We start from the raw sequence: 21,051 nt of genomic DNA on the forward strand, positions 1-21,051 counted from the left end.
GCACACGGTGTTCGGAACGGCCATCGAGATTTGGCAACGCGCCTCTTTAGATTCTACGGCACATTCGACTTCGCTCGAAGGGAGCCGGCAGCATGGGCCTGTTGATCGGCCATTCCCAAGCTTCCTAAAGAAGGATAAGGGCGAGCCTACCGACTCGCATCCGTGGGTATCGACGCCTTCGACAACTGACGACAGGAGAAGCTGTTGTGGCTGGCGAATGCACTGTCGGGACCTCGGCTGATCTTGTTGTGCTCGGCGCTGGGCCGGCTGGGCTCCGCCGCCGAGTCATTCTTCGCCGCACTGAAGAACGAGATGCGCCACCGGCAGAGGTTCACCCCCAAGGCCAAGGCACGTTTCGCCGTCGCCGAGTACATCGAAGTCCCCTACAACCGGCAACGGCTGCACTCCACACTCGGCTACCGCACCCACACGAAGCCCTCACCGAGTTCGAAACCGCAGCACCCGCTGCATGATCAACAACGAGGACCTGTCCAAGATCGTTGACACCTCAGTTCTCGGGTTTCTCGCCGTGGTCGTAATGGTGCGATCCTGTCCCAGGATCCGCTTGCCAGCGGCAGGCTTGCCTGGATCTGGGACGGCACGCTGGCCGCAGGCGGATACTCCAACGCCGACCCCTGCACGCTTGCGCGCGTGTTTTGCGGACGTGTGCGTGCTGTGGGTGACGCAGGTGCGTACTGTCGCGCTGCTGGATTGCGTACGCTGATCACGGATCTCGATCATCAGCGTGCCGCGCGGCGAGTGCGCCGACTTGCCCGAACCCCGCCCTCAGGACCATTTCCGCCTTCGCTATCCAGCGATTCACCCGGGGGCAGACTAAACAACTGGGCGGATGGCCATCGGATTGGTGTCTATAAGGAGTGGGAAGGAAAGGTCACAGCCGTCTGCGTATCGCTCGCCATCATTGGCTTGGCAGAGCGGGTTGTCGTCGTGGGGAGGGTTGGATGTTCCCGCGAATTCGATCACTCGGGCCGTTAGAGGATCTTCACCGGATCAGAAGCAAGGCGGAGCGGTCGTTGGCCTTTGCCGTGATCGCGCGGTCGGGGCTGGTCGATCCTGTCTGGTACAGCCGGCAGCTGGGTCGCGCCAGCACGATGTCACGCATGGAGGCGACCGCACACTACGTGTGGGCCGGCCGGGTCCGAGACCTGTCGCCGCATCCGCTCTTCGAGCCCGAGTACGTCGATCCGACCGGCTGGCGGACGAATCCCGTTGATCCGTTGACCAGGTATCTTCGCGACCCGAAGAACTGGACGACGGCGACCCACCCCTGGTTCGACGGGGGCGCCTATCTGGCAAGCACGCCCGCCGCCCGATCCCATCCGTACGGGCCGTTGGGCCACTTCGCCGCTACAGCGCACTCTGGTACACCGCTGCCTGTCGTCCCGATGCATGGTGAGCACACGCCGACACCGATCACCTGGGGCGAGGCGCGTGACTTCCTGCTCGGCGGGGAACGGCGGGAGGGCCGCCGAGACGGCGACCTCACCAATGGGACGGCTCAGGAGACGAAGCGAGTGGTGGGCCGGGTGAGCGTCCTGGTCCGGGCCACGGGCGACTGGCAGCGTGCGCGCCAGTGCCTTGCCGCGCTCCTGGCCGAGACCGACGCGGGAGATCTCGAGATCATCGTGGTGGACAATGCGTCCCGTCGCTCGGTCGGCACCATTCTCGCGGCGACCGGCGCCACCGACCCGCGCATCCACGTCGTACGCCACCACATCCACCAGTCCGCGACACTGACCCGCAATCTCGCGTACGCCCAGTCGACGGGTGACATCGTGGTGTTCCTCGATGACAGCGCGATCGTCCAGCCTGGTTGGCTCCCGCCCGTGCTCCGGGCGCTCGACGCGCCAGACGTCCTGGCGGCGCAACCCCTGCTCGTCCATCCGGACCACACCGTCCGCAGCGCCGGCATGGTCTTTCCGCGTCGCGGTACGTTGCCGGTCCACTTCCTCGATCGCCACCCGGCGGAGGACGCGCGGCGGGTCGGCACCCACATCGAGGTGCCTGCCGTCACGGCGGCGGCGATGGCGATCCGGGCAGAGAACTTCGCCGCCCTCGGTAGGTTCGACCTCGACCAGAACGGCTGGGCGGACGTGGACCTGTGCCTGCGCCTGCGGGAAACCCTGAGGAACGAACGGAACACGGCGGCCGGCATCGCCGCCGTGGTGACGGACAGCGTGGTTGTCCAGCAGGAGAACACCGCGACCGACGGGGCTCGGGAGGACGCGCACGCATTCCAGCGCCGATGGTCCGGCCGCACCCCGCGCGAAGATGAGCCGCTCTGGCGTGCCGCGGGCTTCACCGTGTCCCACTACAGGCCGGAGCTTTCGCCGGCAGCCGCACGTCCTCAGCTGGCGCGGCCGATCCTGACCCGCCCGGTCACCCTCGTGTCACAGGGCCCGGCGCGCGGCCTGCCCGCCCTGCGGTGGGCGATCAAGACCGCCGCGCCGGCGGGCGAGGCCGGCAAACGATGGGGCGACGTCCACTTCGCCCACGCTCTCGCGGCCGCCCTGGAGCGGCTCGGGCAGACCGCGGTGGTCGACCCGAGGGAGGCGCATCATCGCGGAACGGCATATCTCGATGACGTCGTTCTCACCCTCCGCGGACTCCACCCCGTGTCACCTCAGCCGGGCCGCATCAATCTTCTCTGGGTGATCAGCCATCCGGATCGGGTCAGCCTGGCGGAGATGGATCAGTACGACCGGGTGTTCGCGGCAAGCACCCAGTGGGCGGCGCGAATGTCGGAGTCTCGTGACGATTCGGTCATTCCTCTCCTGCAGTGCACGGATCCGGAACGCTTCCACCCTGGAGTCGCGCAACCGGACACCGGACACCGCTGGCTCTTCGTCGGGAACTCGCACCGGATGCTGCGGCCCGTCGTACGAGATGCCATCGACGCGGGTGCCGACCTCGCGGTGTACGGACTGCAGTGGGACGGCCTGCTGGATGCCCGGTTCATTCACGGTTCCCACCTGCCGAACTCCGACGTCGCCGCGGCCTACCGTTCGGCCGGGGTCGTCCTCAACGACCACTGGAGCGACATGCGCCGGGAAGGATTCCTCTCCAACCGGCTCTTCGACGCGACGGCGGCCGGCGCACGTGTCGTCAGCGACGACGTCGCCGGAATGGCGGAGATATTCGGAAAGGGAATTGCCACCTATCGCGGCGTCGAGGAACTGAGCGCTCTTCTCACGAGGTCGTTCGATGAGAGTTTTCCCAGCGAGCACGATCGTCTGCTGGTTGCCGAGAGAATACGTCGTGAACACTCCTTTGACGCCAGAGCGGGAGCGCTGGTGAAGGCGGCTTCCCGGCTCTGGGAGCGTTAGAGACCGTCGCTGCCCACGGAGTCTCAGAACAACGGTTCGGTTACGATCGCCACCGCGGTTGCCCGCCTCAGGTTGACCAATGGCGGGGGAGAGAAAGTCAGGTTCCATGAAGCGTCACGACTTTCTGGGCGGGCTGCACGGCATTTACCAGCCGCGTACGTACTGCGAGATCGGAGTCTATGTCGGCGGCAGTCTCGCTCTGTCGCGCGTGCCCTCGGTCGCCATAGATCCAAACTTCAGGATCATGCACGAGGTGCACTGCGATCTCCAGCTCGTCAGGGAGACCAGTGACGACTTCTTCGCCCGCGAGTCACCGTTCGATCATCTACCCGGTGGCGTGGTGGACCTCGCGTTCATCGACGGAATGCATCTGTTCGAGTTCGCCCTGCGCGACTTCATGAATCTCGAACGTCATTCGGCGTGGTCGAGTGTGGTCGTCTTCGATGACATGTTGCCCCGCAACGTGGACGAGGCGGCCCGCGACCGGCACACGAAGGACTGGACCGGCGACGTCTACAAGCTCATTCCCGTGCTCCAACGCTATCGACCCGACCTCGAGGTCGTTCCCCTCGACACTCAACCGACCGGCCTGTTGATGGTGCTCGGCCTGAATCCGGCCGACAGAACTCTTTCCGAGCATTACGACGAGATCATCACGACGTACGTGGTGGACGACCCGCAACAGGTCCCGGAGCCGGTGCTCGACCGCAGCTGTGCCGTCTCACCTGAGCTGGCGCTGGAGGCATCGTTCTGGCCCGATCTCGTCGCGGGACGGTCCGGACAGGCGAGCTACGACCGCGCGGACCTACGCGACGGCGTGGAGGAGTACCTCGCGCTCAGCGCACGAGGCACCCTCGCCGACTGGCGACCCGATGGCGTACGTCAGGACATGGCGTCCGCGGTCACGTCCGGATGAAGGTCGACAACCGTGTCCGTTGGCTCGCCGGCCAGGCGCGTGGCGACGTCCTCGACCTCGGGTGTGGGACCGGCGAGGCCTCGATCCTGTGCGCCCGGCAGGGGATGAGGACGCTCGGAATCGACCTCGCGCCCGCTCTTGTCGACCTGGCGAACGCGGCAAGGGACGAGGAGCCGGAGGCCGTCCGTGCGCTGCTTTCGTTCGAGGTAGGCGACGGGCTGACGTCGGAAGTTCCGGACGCGGTCTTTCACAGCGTTCTGTTGGGTGATGTCATCGAGGCGCAGGCCGAGCCGGACCGCTTGGTCGCGGAGGCGGTCCGGGTCCTTCGTCCTGACGGCGTCCTCGTCCTCACGACGCCGCTCGGATATTCGGCGCGTGCCGATCAACGCACCGTCTTCTTCGTCTCCTCACTGATCGATCTGCTCGGCCGCCACGTGAGCATCGAGACCGTGGACATGATGGACGGCAGCTTCCGCGTGGTGGCGCGCCCGGGCCCGATGGCGTGGCGCGACAGACTCCAGTTGGGCGCTGACCTGCAGCCGGCTTTCGAGGCCGCGCTCCTCCAAACCCAAAGGTCCCTCGTGCATGAACGCGCGGTCGCCGACACACGGGCGCGCGATCAGGCGTACCACACGAGCTACGCGACCTGGCGGCTCGAGTCCATGCAGCGGAGTCGTTGGTGGCGCCTGGGCAAAGTCCTCACCGACCTGGCACGGCAACCGTCACAGGCCGGCGAGCTGCCGCGTGAGGTCGCCCGAGCCCTGCGCCCGCTCCCGCGGCCACAGAAGCCGGCGAAGGAAGCGGCCGACGTGGCCCCACCGACACTGCCCGTCCTCCCGGATGGCGACGGAACCAGCAGGACTGCCGTCGCCGGCGGTCCACCCGAGGACGGGACCGACTACTTCTGCGAGGTCGACCTTCCGAACGCGGTCGAACTTCCCGTCGGCCCCGTGGCCCGCCCCGAGCTCACCGCCGCCGTGATCCTCGACGAGTTCTCCGCTCCCGCGTTCACCTACGAATGGAACCAGGTCCAGCCAGGACCCGATGACTGGCGCGAGGTCCTCGAACGCAGTGCGCCGCACCTGCTCTTCGTCGAGTCAGCATGGGCCGGCAACGGCGGGCGATGGACCGGCATGATGAGTACGCCGGGTCGCGGCTCGACCCACGCGTCGTGGGGACCGCGAGAACCCCTGTGTGAGTTGGTTTCCTGGTGCCGTGAACACGGAGTCCCCACCGTCTTCTGGAACAAGGAGGACCCACCGCACTTCTACCGTTTCCTCGAGACGGCCAGACTCTTCGACCACGTGTTCACCGTCGACGCCGACCGCATACCGCTCTACCAGGAGATCCTCGGTCACAACCGGGTCGGCGTGCTGCCCTTCGCGGCACAACCGCGCATCCACCACCCCGTGTCCGTCCCCGGCGGTCGCCGGCACCCCGTGGCCTTTGCTGGTACGTACTACACAAACAAGCATCGGGGCCGGGCCTCCCAGATGGAGGCGGTTCTCTCACCCGCCCGCGAATACGGCCTGCACATCTTCACGAGGCGGGCGAATGACCCGAAACTGCAGTTCCCGTCGGCCTACGCCGATCACGTCGTCGGGTCACTGCCGTACCCGCGAATGGTCAGTGCCTACAAGGCGTACCAGGTGTTTCTCAACGTCAACTCGGTCACGGGGTCGCCGACGATGTGCGCCCGGCGGGTCTTCGAACTCTCCGCCTGTGCGACGCCCGTCATCTCCGGTCCGTCCCGCGCGCTGGAGGAGACCTTCGGCGACCTCATCCGGGTGAGTGAGTCGCCGGAGGACACGTCGGAGGCCCTCAAGGACCTGCTCGACGACAGTGCCCTGCGGGCTCGGCGTGGCCACCTGGCGATGAGAGAGGTCTTCGCCAGGCACACGTACGGACACCGTGTCGACACAGTCCTGGACGCCATCGGCCTGCGGCGGGAGCCGCCGGACCGGTCGGTGTCGGTGGTGGTGTGTACGAACCGGCCCCACCAGATCTCCCACGCCCTCGGCCAGGTGGCCCGGCAGAAGTACCGGCCACTCCAGCTGGTCCTCGTCCTGCACGGTGTCCATCGGGAACCCGGGGCGGTCGAGAGGGAGGCGCGCGAGGCGGGAATCGAAGACGTGGTGGTGCTCCGCGCCGATGCCGCGCGCAGCTTGGGCAGCTGCCTGAATCTTGGCATCGAGGCGGCGGACGGACGATACGTCGCCAAGATGGATGACGACGACCTCTACGGCGCCGAATACCTGGGCGATGCGATGAACGCCTTCTCCTTCACCAGCGCGGCGGTCGTCGGCAAGGGGGCCCACTACGTCCAGCTCCGGGGGAGTGGGGTGACCATCCTGCGGTTCGCCCATCAGGAGCACACCGGGGTTGATCTCGTCAAGGGCGCGACCCTCGTCGTCGACGGGGATCTGCTGCGCACGTACCGTTTCGCCGACCTGCCGGCGAAAGTGGACACCGAGTTGCTACGGCGGCTCCGGGCGGACGGCACGAGCATCTACTCCGCGGACCGGTTCAACTTCGTCGCTGTGAGAAGAAGTGACCCGCGTACGCACACCTGGAAGATCAGCGACGAGGAGTTGCTGCGTTCGGGCCAGGTGGCCTTCCACGGCGATCCCACCCCGCACGTCCTCATCTGACCTGCGTCAACAATTCCTTGACGACGTCCAGATCCACCTTCCAGGTGCGTTCCTCCCTGGGTTTGGCGAAGTCCACCATGTCACCGAACCCGACGTGAAGGTCGTGGCCGACCGCGGCGGCGACCAGGACGTCGTCGCGGAGGAAGAAGTTGCGAGGAGCGATGACGATGGTGGATCCGCCTGGCGGTTGAAAACAGGAGAGGTACATCTGGCTCCCGACGCAGCCGGCCATCGACCGGGCCCGCGCGGCGAGGCGCACCTGGTCGTCGACGCTGAGCTGCTCGGGCCGCACGACCTCCCATCCGGCCTGGTGGAACAGAGCCTCCACCTGGTCGTTGTTGACCGCCTGTCGGTACTTGACGCCGGCACGGGACAGGAAGATCCGAGCGGTACCCGGTGATGCCTGGATGGCCACCGTCCTCCACACGTCGGCCTGGGCAGACGTGATCCACCAGTGCGTACGCATGGCGCAGTCGGGCACGATGAGCCGCTCCACCACGTCCCAGCGGGAGGCGTGCCCCAGCCGGTCGGGCGGGATGCCGGCGCGTGCGAGCAACCGCCGCGAGAACGCCCGGATCTCCGGCTCGTAGACCAGGAACCGGACCGACCGGCGAAGCTCCGCCGAGAGGTACGGCACGGCCCAGGTGCGGGTGAGGCCCTCGAGAATGGTGTGGCCGAAATGGTGATGCACATTGCCGAGCAGGACGTGGGTTCCGGTCAGCCGACGTGTCGGCGCCGTGGTGGGAGTGGTCACCGTCCAGCCCGCGCCGACACCGGTGAGGATGTCCCCGGCCAAAGTCCGGTTTCCATCCATGACCCCACGGGACGAGGGCAGCAACCCACCCGTCGCGGTCATGAGCAACTGGCCGTCGTAGTGGAAGCCGTTCCCGCGGTCGTGGATCCGCCCGCCGAACACGTGCGCGTTCTCGAGACACCACAGGTCGGGCTGGACAGGCTCCTCGTCCGGCCACAGTTCCGGGACACTGACGGTATTCGCGCCCCGCCAGCCCACTTCGGTATCACCGAGCACGCGGGCCACATCCGGAGGTGTCGGAGCGTCCACACCACGGACGCCGACCACGCGGAAACGACGGACCTCGGCTCCGAAACAACCCTGATTCAGCCCGCCGTAGCCGAGTACGTTCGGCTCTGTGTCGACGCCGACATCGTGGGCGTGGACCGGCAGGTCACTGGAGATCATGGCGAAGTCGGGGTCAGAGCGACCTGCTGGTGTAGGCGGACACATTCGAGTGCGCCGTGTTCGCGCCGGTCTGAAAGGCCCGCTTGCCGAGGTGCCGACCTTTCTCGAAGACCAGAAGGCTGTCGTAGAAGTGCATGGAAAGCGTCGAACGGCCGAAATCCGTGACCGGGGGAGCGCCACGTTGACCGGCGTACAACTCGTCGATCAGCGCCTTCGCCTTCTCGACGAAGCTGTCCGGCGATCCGAACCCGCCGCCGAACGCCGGCAGATAGGCGGTGTGCAGGTCCTCGACCAGATAGATGCCGTCAACGGGCACAGTGGGATAGAGATGGTTGAACGTCGCGGCGATCTGGCTCATGTGGTGGCCGCCGTCGTCGAGGACGATGTCGAACGGCCCGAACTCGGCGAGCAGCCGGCTGAGGAACTCGGGATCCTCCTGGTCGCCGATGCGGATGGCGATCTGGTCCGACTCGTACTCCTTGCAGGCCGGTCGGCAGTCGATGCCGACGATCTGAGCGAACGGGCCGAGAAAGCGCCGCCACATCTGCGACGAGCCGCCACTACCGACACCGATCTCGAGCATTGCCACTGACCGGTTGCGAAACCGTTCCAGGTGGCGCTCATAGGCCGGGAAATAGTGCGCCCACTTATGAATGCTTCGCTGATCGTTGGTCAGGAAGTCGGCCCAGAGGCTCATGGTTTCTCCTGGTCGGGAAGCTCAGATGCGGGACGTTGCAGAGGCGCCGAATACCTGATGCCACGCTAGTCAAGCCGGACCGCCCGATTCTGGCGCCACGCCATGGGAGCCGAGGACGGCATCGCACCACCTGTCTACGTCGGAGTCGGTCAGCATTCGATGGGCGATCACCCAGTCGCGCGCCCTTCCGGCCTGCACCTGGGCGGCGATCGGGTTCTGGAGAACCGAGACGAGGGTGCTCGCGAACGACGCGCAGTCATTGCTGGTCAGGCGGGCAAGGTGCCCGGCGTTGCCGTACGGACCGACGTGAGAGGCGACGGTCGGCAGGCCGAGGATGGCGTACTCGAGCAGTTTCAGGTCGCTCTTGGCGCCACTACGCGAACTCTCCATGAGGGGGGCGACCGCGGCCGACCACCGGTGAGCGTGCGTACGCAACCATGGAACGAACCTGGGATAGCTGGCGCCACCTGGAGGAATGGGGAACCGCCGGAACCACGACTCGTCCTGCTCCGGCTCGGTGATCCCGACAACCTCGAGGACGACTTTCTGGCGAAGAACACCAGCGACGGCAGGCACCGCCTCACGCAGCAACCGCAGGTCCTCGCCGTGCGTTTTCGAGCCCATGTAGAGGATCCGCACCTCGTCCGTCACGGGCGGCGGCAGGGCAGTGACCTCGCTCCGCCACAGCCGCGGATCAAGACAGTTGGGTACGACCACCACCCGGTCGGTCAGCTCCCACAGGGATGTCGCGAGCGAGTCGGTACTCGTGACCACGACATCGGCTGCACTCAGGAGCCGGACAACGCCGTCCAGTCGTTCGCTGTCGTAGCCCTCCCGCATCAGGTGCGCCCGCGCCGTGCGGCTGGACAAGTCGTCGTCGATCTCGACCGCCAGCCGGATCCCCGACTTCTCGATGGTCGCCAAGAACGGCTCGACCAGCTCCGGCGACAGCGCATCCCTTTGGACCAGACAGACCTGGTACGGCGTCGCGTCCGCTCCGTTGATCAGGTCGGAGGGATCCACCATGCGCCACATGGCACGCTGCCGGGATCGTTGGTGGGCGATCCGCGGCAGGATCCGCACGTGGGTCGACGCTGCATGGGCGTCGGGGCGGCCGCGTACGACATAAGCCGCTGACGGCACCGGCCCACCCCGGGTCACCTCTTCGTACAGCTGGCGATAGTCGTCGGCCATAGTCCGCCGGCTCCGGATACTCTCCCGTGGCACTGGTCGGAGTGTGCTTGCCACCTTCGCCGGGCTGCCGGCGAGGCTGGTGAGGATCCGCGCCGCATCGTCGAGGTGGTCCAGGGGCAGGAGAACCCCACCGCCGTGGCGGCGTACGCGATCGGCAACCGCTCCCACATCGGTGGCGACCACCGGGATACCAAGACCCCACGCTTCCGACAAGGTGTGTGAGTACGTCTCGGACCAGATCGAGAAGAGCCCGACGAGATCGGGATCGATCGCCTCGGCGCGCGGGCGTAGACCTTCGCGGCCGTACTCTCCATGAGCGATCCCGACATCACCAAGGAACTCACTGCGTTGCCCTATGATGTGCCATTCGATGACGGGACCTACGCGTCGGGCGAGCTCCCGTAGGTACTCGATCCCTTTGTGGGCGGCCCAGTTTGCCGGCGCCATGATCCGTAACGGACCGGGCAGTCGCTCATCCGACTTGCGGACGGGAGCCCATTCAGGGCCGAGATCGCGGCCATGCTCGATCACGCGCAGATTGCCCTTGAACTCCTCGCCAAACACCGTGGAATAGACCGTCGCTGCGCTTTCTGTCGTCGCGACAACGGCGTCGGCAGACATCAGCACATCCGTCGCGCGGCGCCGCCATTCGTGCACCCACTGATGTTTGAGCGGCGGCACGCCCATGACGAATCCGGTGGGTAGCCGGCATGCTCCGTTGCCCGGCGTGCAGCTGCCACCGCAGTAGCGGTCCTGCTCGTCGAGCAGATGCACCGTCGGGCACACGTAATAGAAGTCGTGCGTCGACAGGACAAGGGGAACTCCGAGCAGGCGTGCCACCCGCGGCAGTGTGGTCAGTGGCTGTTTGATGAGGTGCCGGACGTGAATGGTCTCGAACCCGAAACCGATGAGGACGTCGACCAGAAATGTCGCGTAGTCGAGTCGCCATGAGTCGACGACCGAGAATGGTGCGTCCGGGCGCCAGGTGAGGACGCGGTGGGTGACCCCGTTCTCCCACCGCGACAGGTCGACGGCCCCGCCACTGCTCTCCAGCAGGTACGAATCCTGGAAGGGTTCCAGCTCGGTGAGCAGGTCTCGGTTGGTCGCGGGTGTACCGCCGCCACCCCGGTGCAGGACGTAGAGCCGGCGCGGTCGTACCTCGGTCCGGGCGGCGATCGTGCGGCGAACGTCCGCGGCTTCGCGCCGCATGGCGGTCATCTCCGGGCCGGCCATCCACCCGCGCACCTCATCGGTGTACGTGGGATGACGACGATCGATGACGGCGCGGCCGGCACGGACCAGATCGTCGCGGGCACTACCGAACGACTGGGCCCTGGCATGCCGGACGAGCACGTGCGGAGCGATCAGGTTCGTGAGGCCGGCTTCCCTCGCCCGCATGCACCAGTCGTTCTCCTCGCCGTAGCCGCGTGGAAAGGCGGTGGCGTCGAACGGCCCGACCGTGTCGATCGCCGCACGGCGTACGTACATGCAGAAGCCGTTGCCGGTCGGCACCTCGATCGACCAGGGGTGCAGGTTCCAGGTCGCGAAGCGGGCGACCTCCTCCCAGGGCAGGTGATCCCCCCAGGCGTTCGGCCTGCCGGGTACCGGCACCGCCATCGCGCCCGCGTTGTCCGAAACGGCGGTGACCGTCGCCACGTAGTCCTTGGCATACGCGACCCATCGCAGGCGTTGCAGCCAACAGGGTCCGACCTCGGTGTCGCTGTTGAGCAGCACGACGTCGGCCGGTGTCGACAGCTGGAACGCATGGTTGGCCGTCCTGGTGTACCCCTGGTTGTCGTCGTGGCGCACCAGCTCGAGCGCACCGGACGATGCGAAGTGAGCAAGGACCTTCAGGACCTCGGGATCGGTGCTGGCGTCGTCGATCACGACCAGCCTGGCGTTCCGGGTGTGCCTGACGAGCGCGGCCAGGCAGCGTTCGACGGCCGGCCCGCCGTTGTGGACCGGAACCACGACGGTGGTCTCCGGTGCCGAATGGAGTCGGGAGAGCAGTCCCTCGATGTCCACGCCAGGAAGGTGCTCTCCTGACCGGACCTCCGCGGCGCGTGCAGTGGTCTGGCTGACAGGCGCGGTTTCGAATCCGGCCGTGAGCGGCTGTGTCACCATCGTTCAGCTTCCCGGAGACCGGCCACTCGGCCCCCGGACCCGCTTGACCGCGGCGGCGAGTCGCAGAGCGAGCCGGACGCCGCGCCGCTGTCGGAGGCTCCGATAGCGACGGACCGCTGCCGCCAACTGCTGTTGATGTTCGCGGGTGCTCTGCTGGACCTCGGAGCGTAGCTGCGCCAGCCTGGTCTCGCGTTCGTCCAGATCCGTGAGCAGTTGGGTGATCCTCAGGGCCCGTTCGGCAGCGGACTCGCGGTATCCCTCGTAGAGGTCGACGGCGTGGTCGAGGCTGTGGCGAAGGCTGGCAAGCTCGGCCGCGACCGGATCGGACGGGGTCGCCGTGCCCGACCGACCGGGCGTCGAGTCACCGTCCACGTCGGTGAGCTCGCCGCTCGTCGCCGGCACGTCCTGTGTCGCGTCCTGTGCCGCGTCCCGTGCCGCATCGCGTGCCGCGTCCCGTGCCGCGTCCCGTGCCCCGTCCCGGGTCACCTCCGGTGTCACGTCCGACGCCAGGTCCGGTGTCCCGTCGGAGTCCTTGGCCGCCGTCAAGCCGTTGACCGCGGTGGCGACGTTGCCATTCACCATGAGCGCTTTCCAAGGATGCTGTGGAGTGCCTCCTCCAACGGCCGTCCCAGATCGACGTCCGCCGACGCGGGCGTGTGCGCGGCGAGCGTCCGGCTCCGGCGGACCGTCTCGCCCAGCGCCGTCGCGATACCGGACGGCGTGGCGGCGCCGAGGTACAACCCGTCGACCCACGCCGTACGGAAGGACTCGAACGTGTTGGAGACCGTCGGAATCCCTGCCATCGGCAGTTCGAGCGCGAACCGTCCGGGCTGCGGACTGTGCATGAGGCCCAGCCCGATGTCGACCCGCGACAGCAGGTCGTAGTAGTTGTCGAGCGAGAGGTGACCCAGCGGTTCGACGACATGGCCGCCACCGAGGTCCACCGGAGTGTGCGGTTCACCCGCGGAATAGATGACGGGCTGAACGCTGGAGTCCTCGAGAGTTCCGACCCAGCGCTGCAGTGCGGCAATACCCAGCGAGAACATCGTGCGCGCCTGGCTCGGCCGGCTCTCGAAGAGGACTCGCACTTCGTTACCCTGGCCAGGCTTCCACGCCCGCGCCGCATCCTGGAGTCGGGGCGTGTCGAGGGTGGGGCCGAAGATGTGGTCCGCGTCGATCGGCGTACCTGTCTGCTTGGTCAGCGCCTCGGCGAGCGGACGAGTGTTCACCAGGGAGTGGAAGCCCTGCCGGTGCGTCTCCACGGCGAGCGCGTGGTCGCTGCCCCAGCCCAGGAGACCGGGTTCGTAGTCCTGGATCAGGTAGATGACCTGCTCCGGTGACACGGTTTCGTTGTGGCACGCGGCCGACAACGCATGCGCGGTTCGCCAGCTCGTCACGATCCAGGCGTCGGTGGGATCGAAGGGCTCCTCCGCGACCGCGTCGCCGGGCGTCACGGAGACATCGCCGGCCTGGAACTTCGATGCGGTGTTCTCCGTCACCCACGTACGCAGGTGTCCGGTCACCTCGTCGCGCGGCCGCGCGAGTCTGAGCGCGACGACGCGCAGCGGACGCTGCAGCTTCTCCGCTGCGGCCAGACCGGTAGCGAGGGCGGTCCCGAGGTCGTCGAAACGATGCGGATCGAGCTCGTCCACGACCAGCACCACAGACGCCCGACCAGGCTGCAACACCACGGTCCGGAACGTGTGCTCGCCAGGAACGAGCGTGTCCAGCGTGAGCGCGCCGCCACTCGCGTGTGCACCCGCGCCGGCGGGAGCGGGCCGGTCGAGGAACGAACGCAGCTCCGCCGGCCGCCCGAGAAGGGCGTTCACCGAGTCTGAGAGCGCTCTCACCTGGGTGGTCGCCGCGTCGCCCTGCTCCTGTATCCGGTCCAGGCGGGAGATCATCGTCGACGCCTGCTCCTGCCAGGTGGTCGGGCGACCCGCGATCTGCAGCTGGTCCTGGCGAACGCGTCGAAGGTCGCTGCGGATCTCGCTCACCGTCTCGTCCACCGCGGTCGCGCTGGAACCGTCCGGGTTCCTGCGTTCGGCGGCGGCCTTGCGTTCGGCGGCGGCCTTGCGTTCCATCCTGGCCAGGCGGGCCATCACCGAACGGTTCTGGCGCCATCCCTGGACGAGGACGAGGCCGAGGGTGCAGCTTCCGGCGACCGCGAGGATGGCGGTCCTCTCGAATATTCCGGTCACAATGACAGCGACGGCCGAGGCCGCGATGAACAGCGCAGGTATAACTCGTGTACCGGTCGGCATTTTGGGCTCCCCCCACGGGACAGGATGATGTGACCGTTCCCGCGGGTGCGGATTGGTATGCACGCCCTGCGGGACCTGAACCGAAGCGCGGGGCGTGCACCTCGGCGGGGCCCCGGCAAAGGAGAAACACCTCACGCCGCAGGGCGTGTCGATAGCGAAGTGGCCGCTCACGGCCACCTACGGCCCGCGGCATCTCGGATCGCGGCAGTCCGGTGGGCATTCCGCGCCGCCCCGGGGCACGGTGGAGGCGCCGCGTGCGACGAGATGGGAACCCGCTTGCCAGCCACCAACCGAAGCTCCACTCCTGGCTCACGTCCCGCGACCGACCCGTCATCACCGCCAGACCGGCCGCGCCGGTCCGCCGGCCGGCGAGGCTCCCGCTTCCCGTGGCACCATCCCCATCCGCTCGTGGCGACCAACACGACCTACGCCACGTTGTACGCGGTCGACGGCGCGCTGCTGCCGTTCCTGTCGCTTTTCCTTGCGTACGCTCATGGGCTGAGCGCGAGCCAGATCGGTTTCGTCATGGCGGCCGCCAGCGTGTCCGCCATCGTGGCGCCACCGGTGCTGACGGTGCTCGCGGACCGCTACGGCCGCGCCGAACTGCTGCTCGTCACGATGCTCGCGGCTTCGTCGGTGGCGCTGCTGGTGTTCGCGTTCGTCGGCGGGTTCTGGTGGCTTCTCATCGTGTACGCGGCGTTCAGCCTCGTCCGCGAGCCCACCCGGCCGCTGCTGGACGGCATCTTCTTCACGTCGCAGCGGACCATTCCCGCCCTGGCTGAGGTGAAGTACCACCGCGTGCGGTTCTGGGGGACCTTCGGCTTCATGGTGCCGGGCGTGATCCTCTACTTCGTTCTCGTCGACGGCGAGGCGTTGGACTCGCTCCCGTTGCTCTCCTGCGGGCTCGCCGTTCTCGGGGTGGCGGCGGCGTTGTTCCTGCCGAGCCGGCGCCGGGCTTCAGTCTCGGCCGCTTCGCTACCGAGCGGCGGCCCGGGGGGCCGGGGCGGACGGGCGCCGACGCAGGCGGCGGGACGGACGGACATGCGGACGTTGGCGCGGGCGGCCGGGCGCCTGCTGCGCCGGCGGACGACGGTCGTCTTCATCGTGTCGATGTTCCTGCTGCAGGCGTCGATGAGCGCCTACTTCGCGTTCTATCCGCTCCAGGCGACCGAGGTCGTCGGCCTCTCACCGCGATGGATCGGGTTGATCACCAACCTCGGTGTGGCGTTGGAGCTCGGCTACATGGCGGCGTTCGGCTGGCTCGTCGCCCGGCTGGGCTGGCGGTGGCTCATGGTGCTCGGCGCGGCGGGGATGGCGGTCCGCGTCGCCCTGCTCGCCGCGATCCCGACCGTCGGCATCGTCGTGGGTACGCAGGTGCTGCACGGGCTGGTCATCGTGGTGTCGATGGTCGCCGGCCGGGTGATCCTGGACCGGTACGCGCCCGACGAGATCCGGCACACCGCCCAGGGTCTGTACGCGATGATCGTCCTCGGCGGCGGCAAGATCGTCGGCAGCGCCCTCGGCGGACTGATCGCCGCGCAGGACCTGTCGGCGGTGTTCTGGAGCGCGGCGGCAGTCGCGTCGGTCGCGGCGTTCGGGCTCGCGTGGGCGCTGCGCGAGGAGCCCGCGTAGCCGGTAGTCGGTAGCCGCGCCCTCCGAGCCTGGCCCGCCGCGCCGGACCATCTGCGGAGTCCGATCAGCGGCGCGGCATGATCATGCGCGAGAAGTTGGCCGTTTCGCGACGTCGAAGTGGCCGGTTCCTCGCGCATGATCATGAACGAGCGCCGTTCCCTACGCCCACGAGCGAGGTTCCGCGAGGCGGTTGCCGGTGCTACTGTCGAGTCCGGCTTCCAGGGAGCCGCCGGTCCGCGGGAAGGGCACAAGCCCACCTGTGCGTGGACTGCCCGGTGTGGCCCTGGCCCTCCTTTCGCCCCTGACGATGCGGACATCAGGTGGTACGAAAGGAGGTCGCTGTGCCGACCATCTCTCTCCCGCCGAATCCCGGTCTCGACCATCTGCGACACCAGGCGCGTGCGCTGCGCGAGGCGGTGCGCGCTGGCGATGCCTCTGCCGCCGAACGGGTGGAGCGGCAGCACCCCGGTGGCGTACCCGACGATCCGGCCGCGTTCTCGCTGAGCACGGCGCAGCTCGCGGTTGCCCGGGAGTACGGCTTCGCCAGCTGGCCCCGGCATACGGGCAGGAAGCCGTGATCGCCCTGCTCAGCCCGCTCACCACTGCCGAACGTCCCGATGAGTGACCCCTCCGCCGACCTGTTGGAGGTTCATCGGCTTCTAGAGCGACAAGCCTCCAAGAGGTCGCCGAGCACGCACGACAGGAGACCCGCATGCAGACGCTGACGACTGAACGCCTCGACCTCGTACCCCTCGATCCCGACCGGGACGCCGAGTGCCTGCACGCGATGCACGGTGACCCGGAGATCGATCCGTACGGCCCGTACGATCCGACCCCCGACGTGGCGGCAACCCGCACCCGGCTCGCGGAAGAGCTGGAGGGCAACGGCGGCTGGACCTGGGTACTCCGGCTCCGCCCGGCGACCGATGCCCTCGGCACCATCGGGCTGTTCTTCGACCAGGGCACGTCGATCCGCGGTCTGAGCTGGTACCTCCGGCGTGACCACTGGGGTCGGGGCCTGATGAGCGAGGCCGCGCCGGTCGTCGTCGACCACCTCCTGGCGCAGCCGGGCATCGACGGGGTGGAGGCGTGGATCGACACCCGGAACACCCGGTCGCTGGGCGTCGCGCGGAGGGCGCGCCTCGACGAGCGGGCCAGGCTACCTCGGGTGTACGCCGACCACACCGCCCAGCAGATCGTCATGGCCCGGGCGGCCGAACCCCGCGACCAGGACGTACTCGCGGCCCGGCCGAGCCTGCCGGTTCGCGACGTTCCGGCGACCTGCACGCTCCTGACCGGCGTCCTCGGGCTGAGTCTCGGTTTCGACCACGGCGACCCGCCGACGTTCGCCCGGCTGGGTGTGGGGCCATGGTCGGGGAGCCCGGGCATCGACGTCAGCCGGGCCGCCGACGGCGACATCGCCGCGGCCACGGTCTCGGTCGACATCGGCGTACCCACCGATGTGGTCCACGAGCGCGCCCTCACGGCCGGCGTGAAGGTCGTCGCGCCGCCGGAGGACATGCCGTGGCACAGGCGGGAGTTCGTGTTCTGCCTTCCCGAGGGCCACCGGGTCCGCGTCATCGGCCCGTCCCGCCCGGCAGGCTGATGTGGGGCCAGCCCGACCGCGCGGCACGTTGCCGAGGGTGATCGCCGCCGCGTCGATCAGGGCTCCCGTTTCAGCTGTCCGCGCGGCCCACGGAACTGCGGAGAACGCAGAGCTCATTACCTTCCGGGTCGGCGAGGATCACCCACCCGCGGCCCTCCGGACCACGCTTGTCCTCGACGAGGCTCGCGCCGAGGCCGATGAGTCGCTGGACCTCGACGTCCCTGTCACCGTCCGGACGCAGGCACACGTGGACCCGGTTCTTGACGGTCTTGGGCTCGGGCACACGCTGGAAGTACAGGTTCGGCCCACCGGGGAGCGCGATCATGGCCTCGTCATCGCCGGGCCGGTCCTCCTCGTGGAGCGGCTGGTCGACGACCTTGCTCCAGAACTGGCCGAGCTCATAGGGGTCGGCACAGTCGAAGGCCACGTTGTACAGGGAAACCGGCATGCTTACTCCGTTCGGATCATCGAGCTGCTCCGCGAATGATGTCCCAGGAGCGGAGGCCGAGGCGACCGTAGAACCCCGCGCTCCGGGCGGCCACGGGGATCAGGCCGGGCGTGCGGCGAGATCCGGTATGCCGATCTCGGTCGATGTCGGGCCGACACCGGCCCGCTCGCGGACGTGGACCCTTGGATGAGGGGACCCTTCATACGGACCTATTGGATGAGGCGCGCCCGCGACCACGGCCACCCCGCCGCCCAACCACGTGGCCCGAATCGTGGGACGCCGAGGCGGAGGTAGGCGCATGACGGCAACCGTCACACCGGAACAGTGGGAGTTCTACGACGAGCACGGCTATGTCGTCCTCGACGGGGTGCTCGACGACCGTGATCTCAAGGCCCTCGGGGAGCGCATCGACGACATCATGCTCGGGCGCGCCGACGTCGACTACGACAAGATGCTGATGCAGCTCGACGGCCGGACCGGCGACTATGCCGACGCGGGCAGGCAGTCCAAGGGGTTCAAGGGCGCGACGCTGGACTATCGCAAGATCCAGGACCTGGAGTTCGATCCGCTGTTCCTTGCCTACATGCGCCGGCCGGTCTTCGCCGACATCTGTCGGCGTACCTACTGCGACGCGCCGGTCGCGGCGTTCCGCGCGATGTTCATGAACAAGCCCGCCCGGCAGGGTACGCATCTTCCCTGGCATCAGGACCGGTGGGCGTTCCTCGACCGCGACCCGCTCATCACCGTGTGGACGGCACTCGACCCGGCGACCGTGGCCAACGGCTGCGTCAAGGTGATCCCCGGCAGCCATCGGCTCGGGCTGATCAACCCGTCGCACGGATCGGGATTTCTCGACCAGGACCAGGCGGTACACCACTGCCCGGAGGACAAGATCACCTATCTCGAACTCGATGCCGGGCAGGCGGTGCTCCTCCACAACTGGCTGCTGCATTCGTCCGACGTGAACTCCACCGATATTCCGCGTCGGGCGTTCAGCGTCTGCTATATGGACGCGCGCACACGTCATACGAAGGGCCGGGAGAACTACACCCTGATTTTCGACTGATCCCGGTCGCGTCCCGGGCGAGAGTGAAAGATTGGATGGCGCAGAATGGACCCTCAAAAACCCACGCCGCTGGATGACTTCCTGTTCGACCTTCGCGGCTATCTCATTCTCAAGAACGCCGTCGAGCCCGAACTGCTCGATCAGCTCAATCACGCTTTCGACAATTTCCCCGACCTCGCACCGGGGCAATGGTGGGGCAACGCCCAGCGCCGGGACTACACCGAGGAGACCGGGTTCGAGCTACACAACTGCGTGGAGGCGGGTGAGCCGTTCGAGCGGCTGATCGACCATCCGTCGTGGATCAACCACGTCCTGCACTTCGCCGGTGAGGAGGACTGCTACGTCCAAGGCGTCTTCATCGACGAGTGCATCGCCTCGATCCGTACCTCGGGTGGGCATCACCCGGTGCACAGCGGCGGATACCGCGGCGCGATGCGTGGTGCGTACGGCTACAAGAACGGCGTCTTCCGCTGCGGCCAGGTCAACATCATCCTCGCGCTCACCGACATCGGCGAGGGCGACGGCGCGACGATGGTGATTCCGGGCAGCCACAAGTCGAACTTCCCGCACCCGCTGTCGGGAGACTACGGACGTGGCGAGCGCATGGACACCCTCGACGGCGCCGTTCCGGTCTATCTCGACAAGGGCGACGCCCTGCTTTTCGTCGACGGGATGATGCACGGCGGCAGCAGTCGTACGAACGAAGGTGAACGCCGCATCCTCATCTACCGTTACGGACCCTCGTGGGCGCGGACCCGGTTCAACTACGAGTATTCCCGTGAGCTCCTCGACCGGCTCCCGCCCGAGCGTCGCAAGATCCTCGAGCCCGTACCCCCCGCCCGCCCCCCAGCGCCCCCGCTCCCATGATCGTGAAAGAAAAGCGGGCTATGCACCCACAAACCTTTCATGATCACGATCATGATCACGGGAAAGCGTAGGGCGGAGCGGCCGGGCGGTAATCGACGAACGGGATGGTGAGCCCGTCCGTGGTTTTGTCTGGATACGGCAGCGCCTCGAGCTTGTCCCGGCCGCGGTCGAGGGAGACCTCGACGTGGCGGCGGTTTCCGAGCCGCGCCCAGGCCTTGGCCTCCTGGCCGGCGAGCTGGACGGCGACACTGTGGCCGCTGGCGACCTGGGCGCCGGCCTTCGCCGCTTCGATGACCCCGCGGTAGTCGCCGGTCGTGAGGGAGAACCAGGCCCGCATCTCGTGTGCCCACGCCTGGATCTCGCCGTGGCCGGCTTCGGTGCCGATGCTGAGTGCGGCACGTCTGGTGGCTTCGGCGGCGGGCCGGTCGCCCATGTCGTTCTCGACGCAGCCGACGAGCAGAGCGAGCCAGCCGGCGAGTGCGAGGACCTCCCGGTGCTGGGCAAGGGTGAGCGGTCCATTGCGGAGTTCGGCGACGCGGGCGAGCCAGAGTCGGCCCTGGGTGAGCAGCTGGTCGGCCGACACTGACGGGTAGTCCGAGCAGAGCCGGTCGACGATGATTCTGAGCGCGTCGATCGTGGTGTTGTCGACGTCAGAGCGCTGGACACGGGCGAGGATCTCCAGGGTGCCCAGACCGGTCGCGGCGAGCAGGTCTGCGTCTGCGTCACGTCGGGTGGGCGCTGGAAAGATCGCGTGCTGGACCGTACCGAAGCTCTGGGCGATGAGCTTCTGGTAGTGGTCGTCTGGCAGGTGCTCTCCTGCCTCCAGGACTTCCAGCGTCTCAGCACGCTCGGCTGGGCGGGCGTGCTCTTCCCACCCAGTGTGACGAGGACGGCCACGGCATCGGACTGTGACCAGCCGCGCAGCTGGCGCTCTCGGCGGATCCGCCGAGACCACGACGGCAACTCCTGCCCCATGCTTGCCGAGTCTCGCACAGCGCCGGTGGTGCTACGCGAATGTCACCTGGGTCGCACCTTCCG

15 protein-coding genes and 1 pseudogene are annotated in these 21,051 nt (G+C 67.7%); 9 read left to right on the forward strand and 7 right to left on the reverse strand.

What is annotated here, in order from left to right; translation table 11 throughout:
- Positions 1-255 precede the first annotated feature (255 nt).
- The 4 genes and pseudogenes from ABN034_RS22485 to ABN034_RS22500 form a co-directional block, all read left to right on the forward strand.
- Positions 256-504 (forward strand): annotated as a pseudogene (locus ABN034_RS22485) (IS3 family transposase); the annotation flags it as partial.
- A 617-nt stretch (positions 505-1,121) separates the two neighbouring features.
- Entirely contained in the window at positions 1,122-3,347 is a 2,226-nt protein-coding gene (locus ABN034_RS22490) for a glycosyltransferase (protein ID WP_349692984.1), read from the forward strand.
- Between the two features lie 106 nt (positions 3,348-3,453).
- Entirely contained in the window at positions 3,454-4,263 is an 810-nt protein-coding gene (locus tag ABN034_RS22495) for a class I SAM-dependent methyltransferase (protein ID WP_349692985.1), read from the forward strand.
- On the forward strand, positions 4,260-6,914 hold the full coding sequence (locus tag ABN034_RS22500; RefSeq protein ID WP_349692986.1) for a glycosyltransferase family protein: 2,655 nt from the start codon (positions 4,260-4,262) through the stop codon (positions 6,912-6,914). The genes ABN034_RS22495 and ABN034_RS22500 overlap by 4 nt, the downstream gene beginning before the upstream one ends.
- Here the strand turns inward: ABN034_RS22500 and ABN034_RS22505 are convergent.
- The 5 genes from ABN034_RS22505 to ABN034_RS22525 form a co-directional block, all read right to left on the reverse strand.
- Entirely contained in the window at positions 6,907-8,115 is a 1,209-nt protein-coding gene (locus tag ABN034_RS22505) for a glycosyltransferase family 61 protein (protein ID WP_349692987.1), read from the reverse strand. The two genes, ABN034_RS22500 and ABN034_RS22505, sit on opposite strands and share 8 nt — an antisense overlap.
- Positions 8,116-8,128: 13 nt before the next feature.
- Positions 8,129-8,812 carry a class I SAM-dependent methyltransferase gene (locus ABN034_RS22510; protein ID WP_349692988.1) on the reverse strand — a complete coding sequence of 228 codons (684 nt, stop codon included), beginning with the start codon at positions 8,810-8,812 and terminating at the stop codon, positions 8,129-8,131.
- A 69-nt stretch (positions 8,813-8,881) separates the two neighbouring features.
- A complete protein-coding gene (locus ABN034_RS22515) occupies positions 8,882-12,130 on the reverse strand; it encodes a glycosyltransferase (protein ID WP_349692989.1) in 3,249 nt (1,082 codons plus the stop codon).
- A 3-nt stretch (positions 12,131-12,133) separates the two neighbouring features.
- Entirely contained in the window at positions 12,134-12,712 is a 579-nt protein-coding gene (locus tag ABN034_RS22520) for a hypothetical protein (protein ID WP_349692990.1), read from the reverse strand.
- Complete coding sequence (locus ABN034_RS22525; RefSeq protein ID WP_349692991.1) at positions 12,706-14,394, reverse strand: rhamnosyltransferase WsaF family glycosyltransferase; 1,689 nt, start codon at positions 14,392-14,394, stop codon at positions 12,706-12,708. Before ABN034_RS22525 ends, ABN034_RS22520 begins: the two co-directional genes overlap by 7 nt.
- 408 nt (positions 14,395-14,802) lie before the next feature.
- On the opposite strand from ABN034_RS22525, the gene ABN034_RS22530 reads away from it, so the two are divergent.
- From ABN034_RS22530 to ABN034_RS22540, 3 genes are all read left to right on the forward strand, one after another.
- Positions 14,803-16,026 carry an MFS transporter gene (locus tag ABN034_RS22530; RefSeq protein WP_349692992.1) on the forward strand — a complete coding sequence of 408 codons (1,224 nt, stop codon included), beginning with the start codon at positions 14,803-14,805 and terminating at the stop codon, positions 16,024-16,026.
- Positions 16,027-16,367: 341 nt separating this feature from the next.
- Positions 16,368-16,604, forward strand: a complete 237-nt coding sequence (locus ABN034_RS22535; protein ID WP_349692993.1) for a hypothetical protein — start codon at positions 16,368-16,370, stop codon at positions 16,602-16,604.
- Positions 16,605-16,738: 134 nt separating this feature from the next.
- On the forward strand, positions 16,739-17,632 hold the full coding sequence (locus ABN034_RS22540; protein WP_349692994.1) for a GNAT family N-acetyltransferase: 894 nt from the start codon (positions 16,739-16,741) through the stop codon (positions 17,630-17,632).
- 70 nt (positions 17,633-17,702) lie between these two features.
- Here ABN034_RS22540 and ABN034_RS22545 read toward each other — a convergent pair whose 3' ends face one another.
- Positions 17,703-18,080, reverse strand: coding sequence for a VOC family protein (locus ABN034_RS22545; RefSeq protein WP_349692995.1), 378 nt, complete (start codon positions 18,078-18,080; stop codon positions 17,703-17,705).
- A 298-nt stretch (positions 18,081-18,378) separates the two neighbouring features.
- Here ABN034_RS22545 and ABN034_RS22550 point away from each other — a divergent pair, with 298 nt between their 5' ends.
- Both ABN034_RS22550 and ABN034_RS22555 read left to right on the forward strand, forming a co-directional pair.
- Positions 18,379-19,146: a phytanoyl-CoA dioxygenase family protein gene (locus ABN034_RS22550; RefSeq protein ID WP_349692996.1), complete on the forward strand. Its 768-nt coding sequence runs from the start codon at positions 18,379-18,381 to the stop codon at positions 19,144-19,146.
- A 45-nt stretch (positions 19,147-19,191) separates the two neighbouring features.
- The gene (locus ABN034_RS22555) at positions 19,192-20,013 is read left to right on the forward strand and encodes a phytanoyl-CoA dioxygenase family protein (protein ID WP_349692997.1); all 822 of its coding nucleotides are present in this window, start codon (positions 19,192-19,194) and stop codon (positions 20,011-20,013) included.
- A gap of 55 nt (positions 20,014-20,068) precedes the next feature.
- Here the strand turns inward: ABN034_RS22555 and ABN034_RS22560 are convergent, their stop codons facing one another.
- The gene (locus tag ABN034_RS22560) at positions 20,069-20,968 is read right to left on the reverse strand and encodes a hypothetical protein (RefSeq protein WP_349692998.1); all 900 of its coding nucleotides are present in this window, start codon (positions 20,966-20,968) and stop codon (positions 20,069-20,071) included.
- Between the last annotated feature and the right edge of the window lie 83 nt (positions 20,969-21,051).

The organism is Actinopolymorpha sp. B11F2, from assembly GCF_040195635.1.
GTDB lineage: Bacteria > Actinomycetota > Actinomycetes > Propionibacteriales > Actinopolymorphaceae > Thermasporomyces.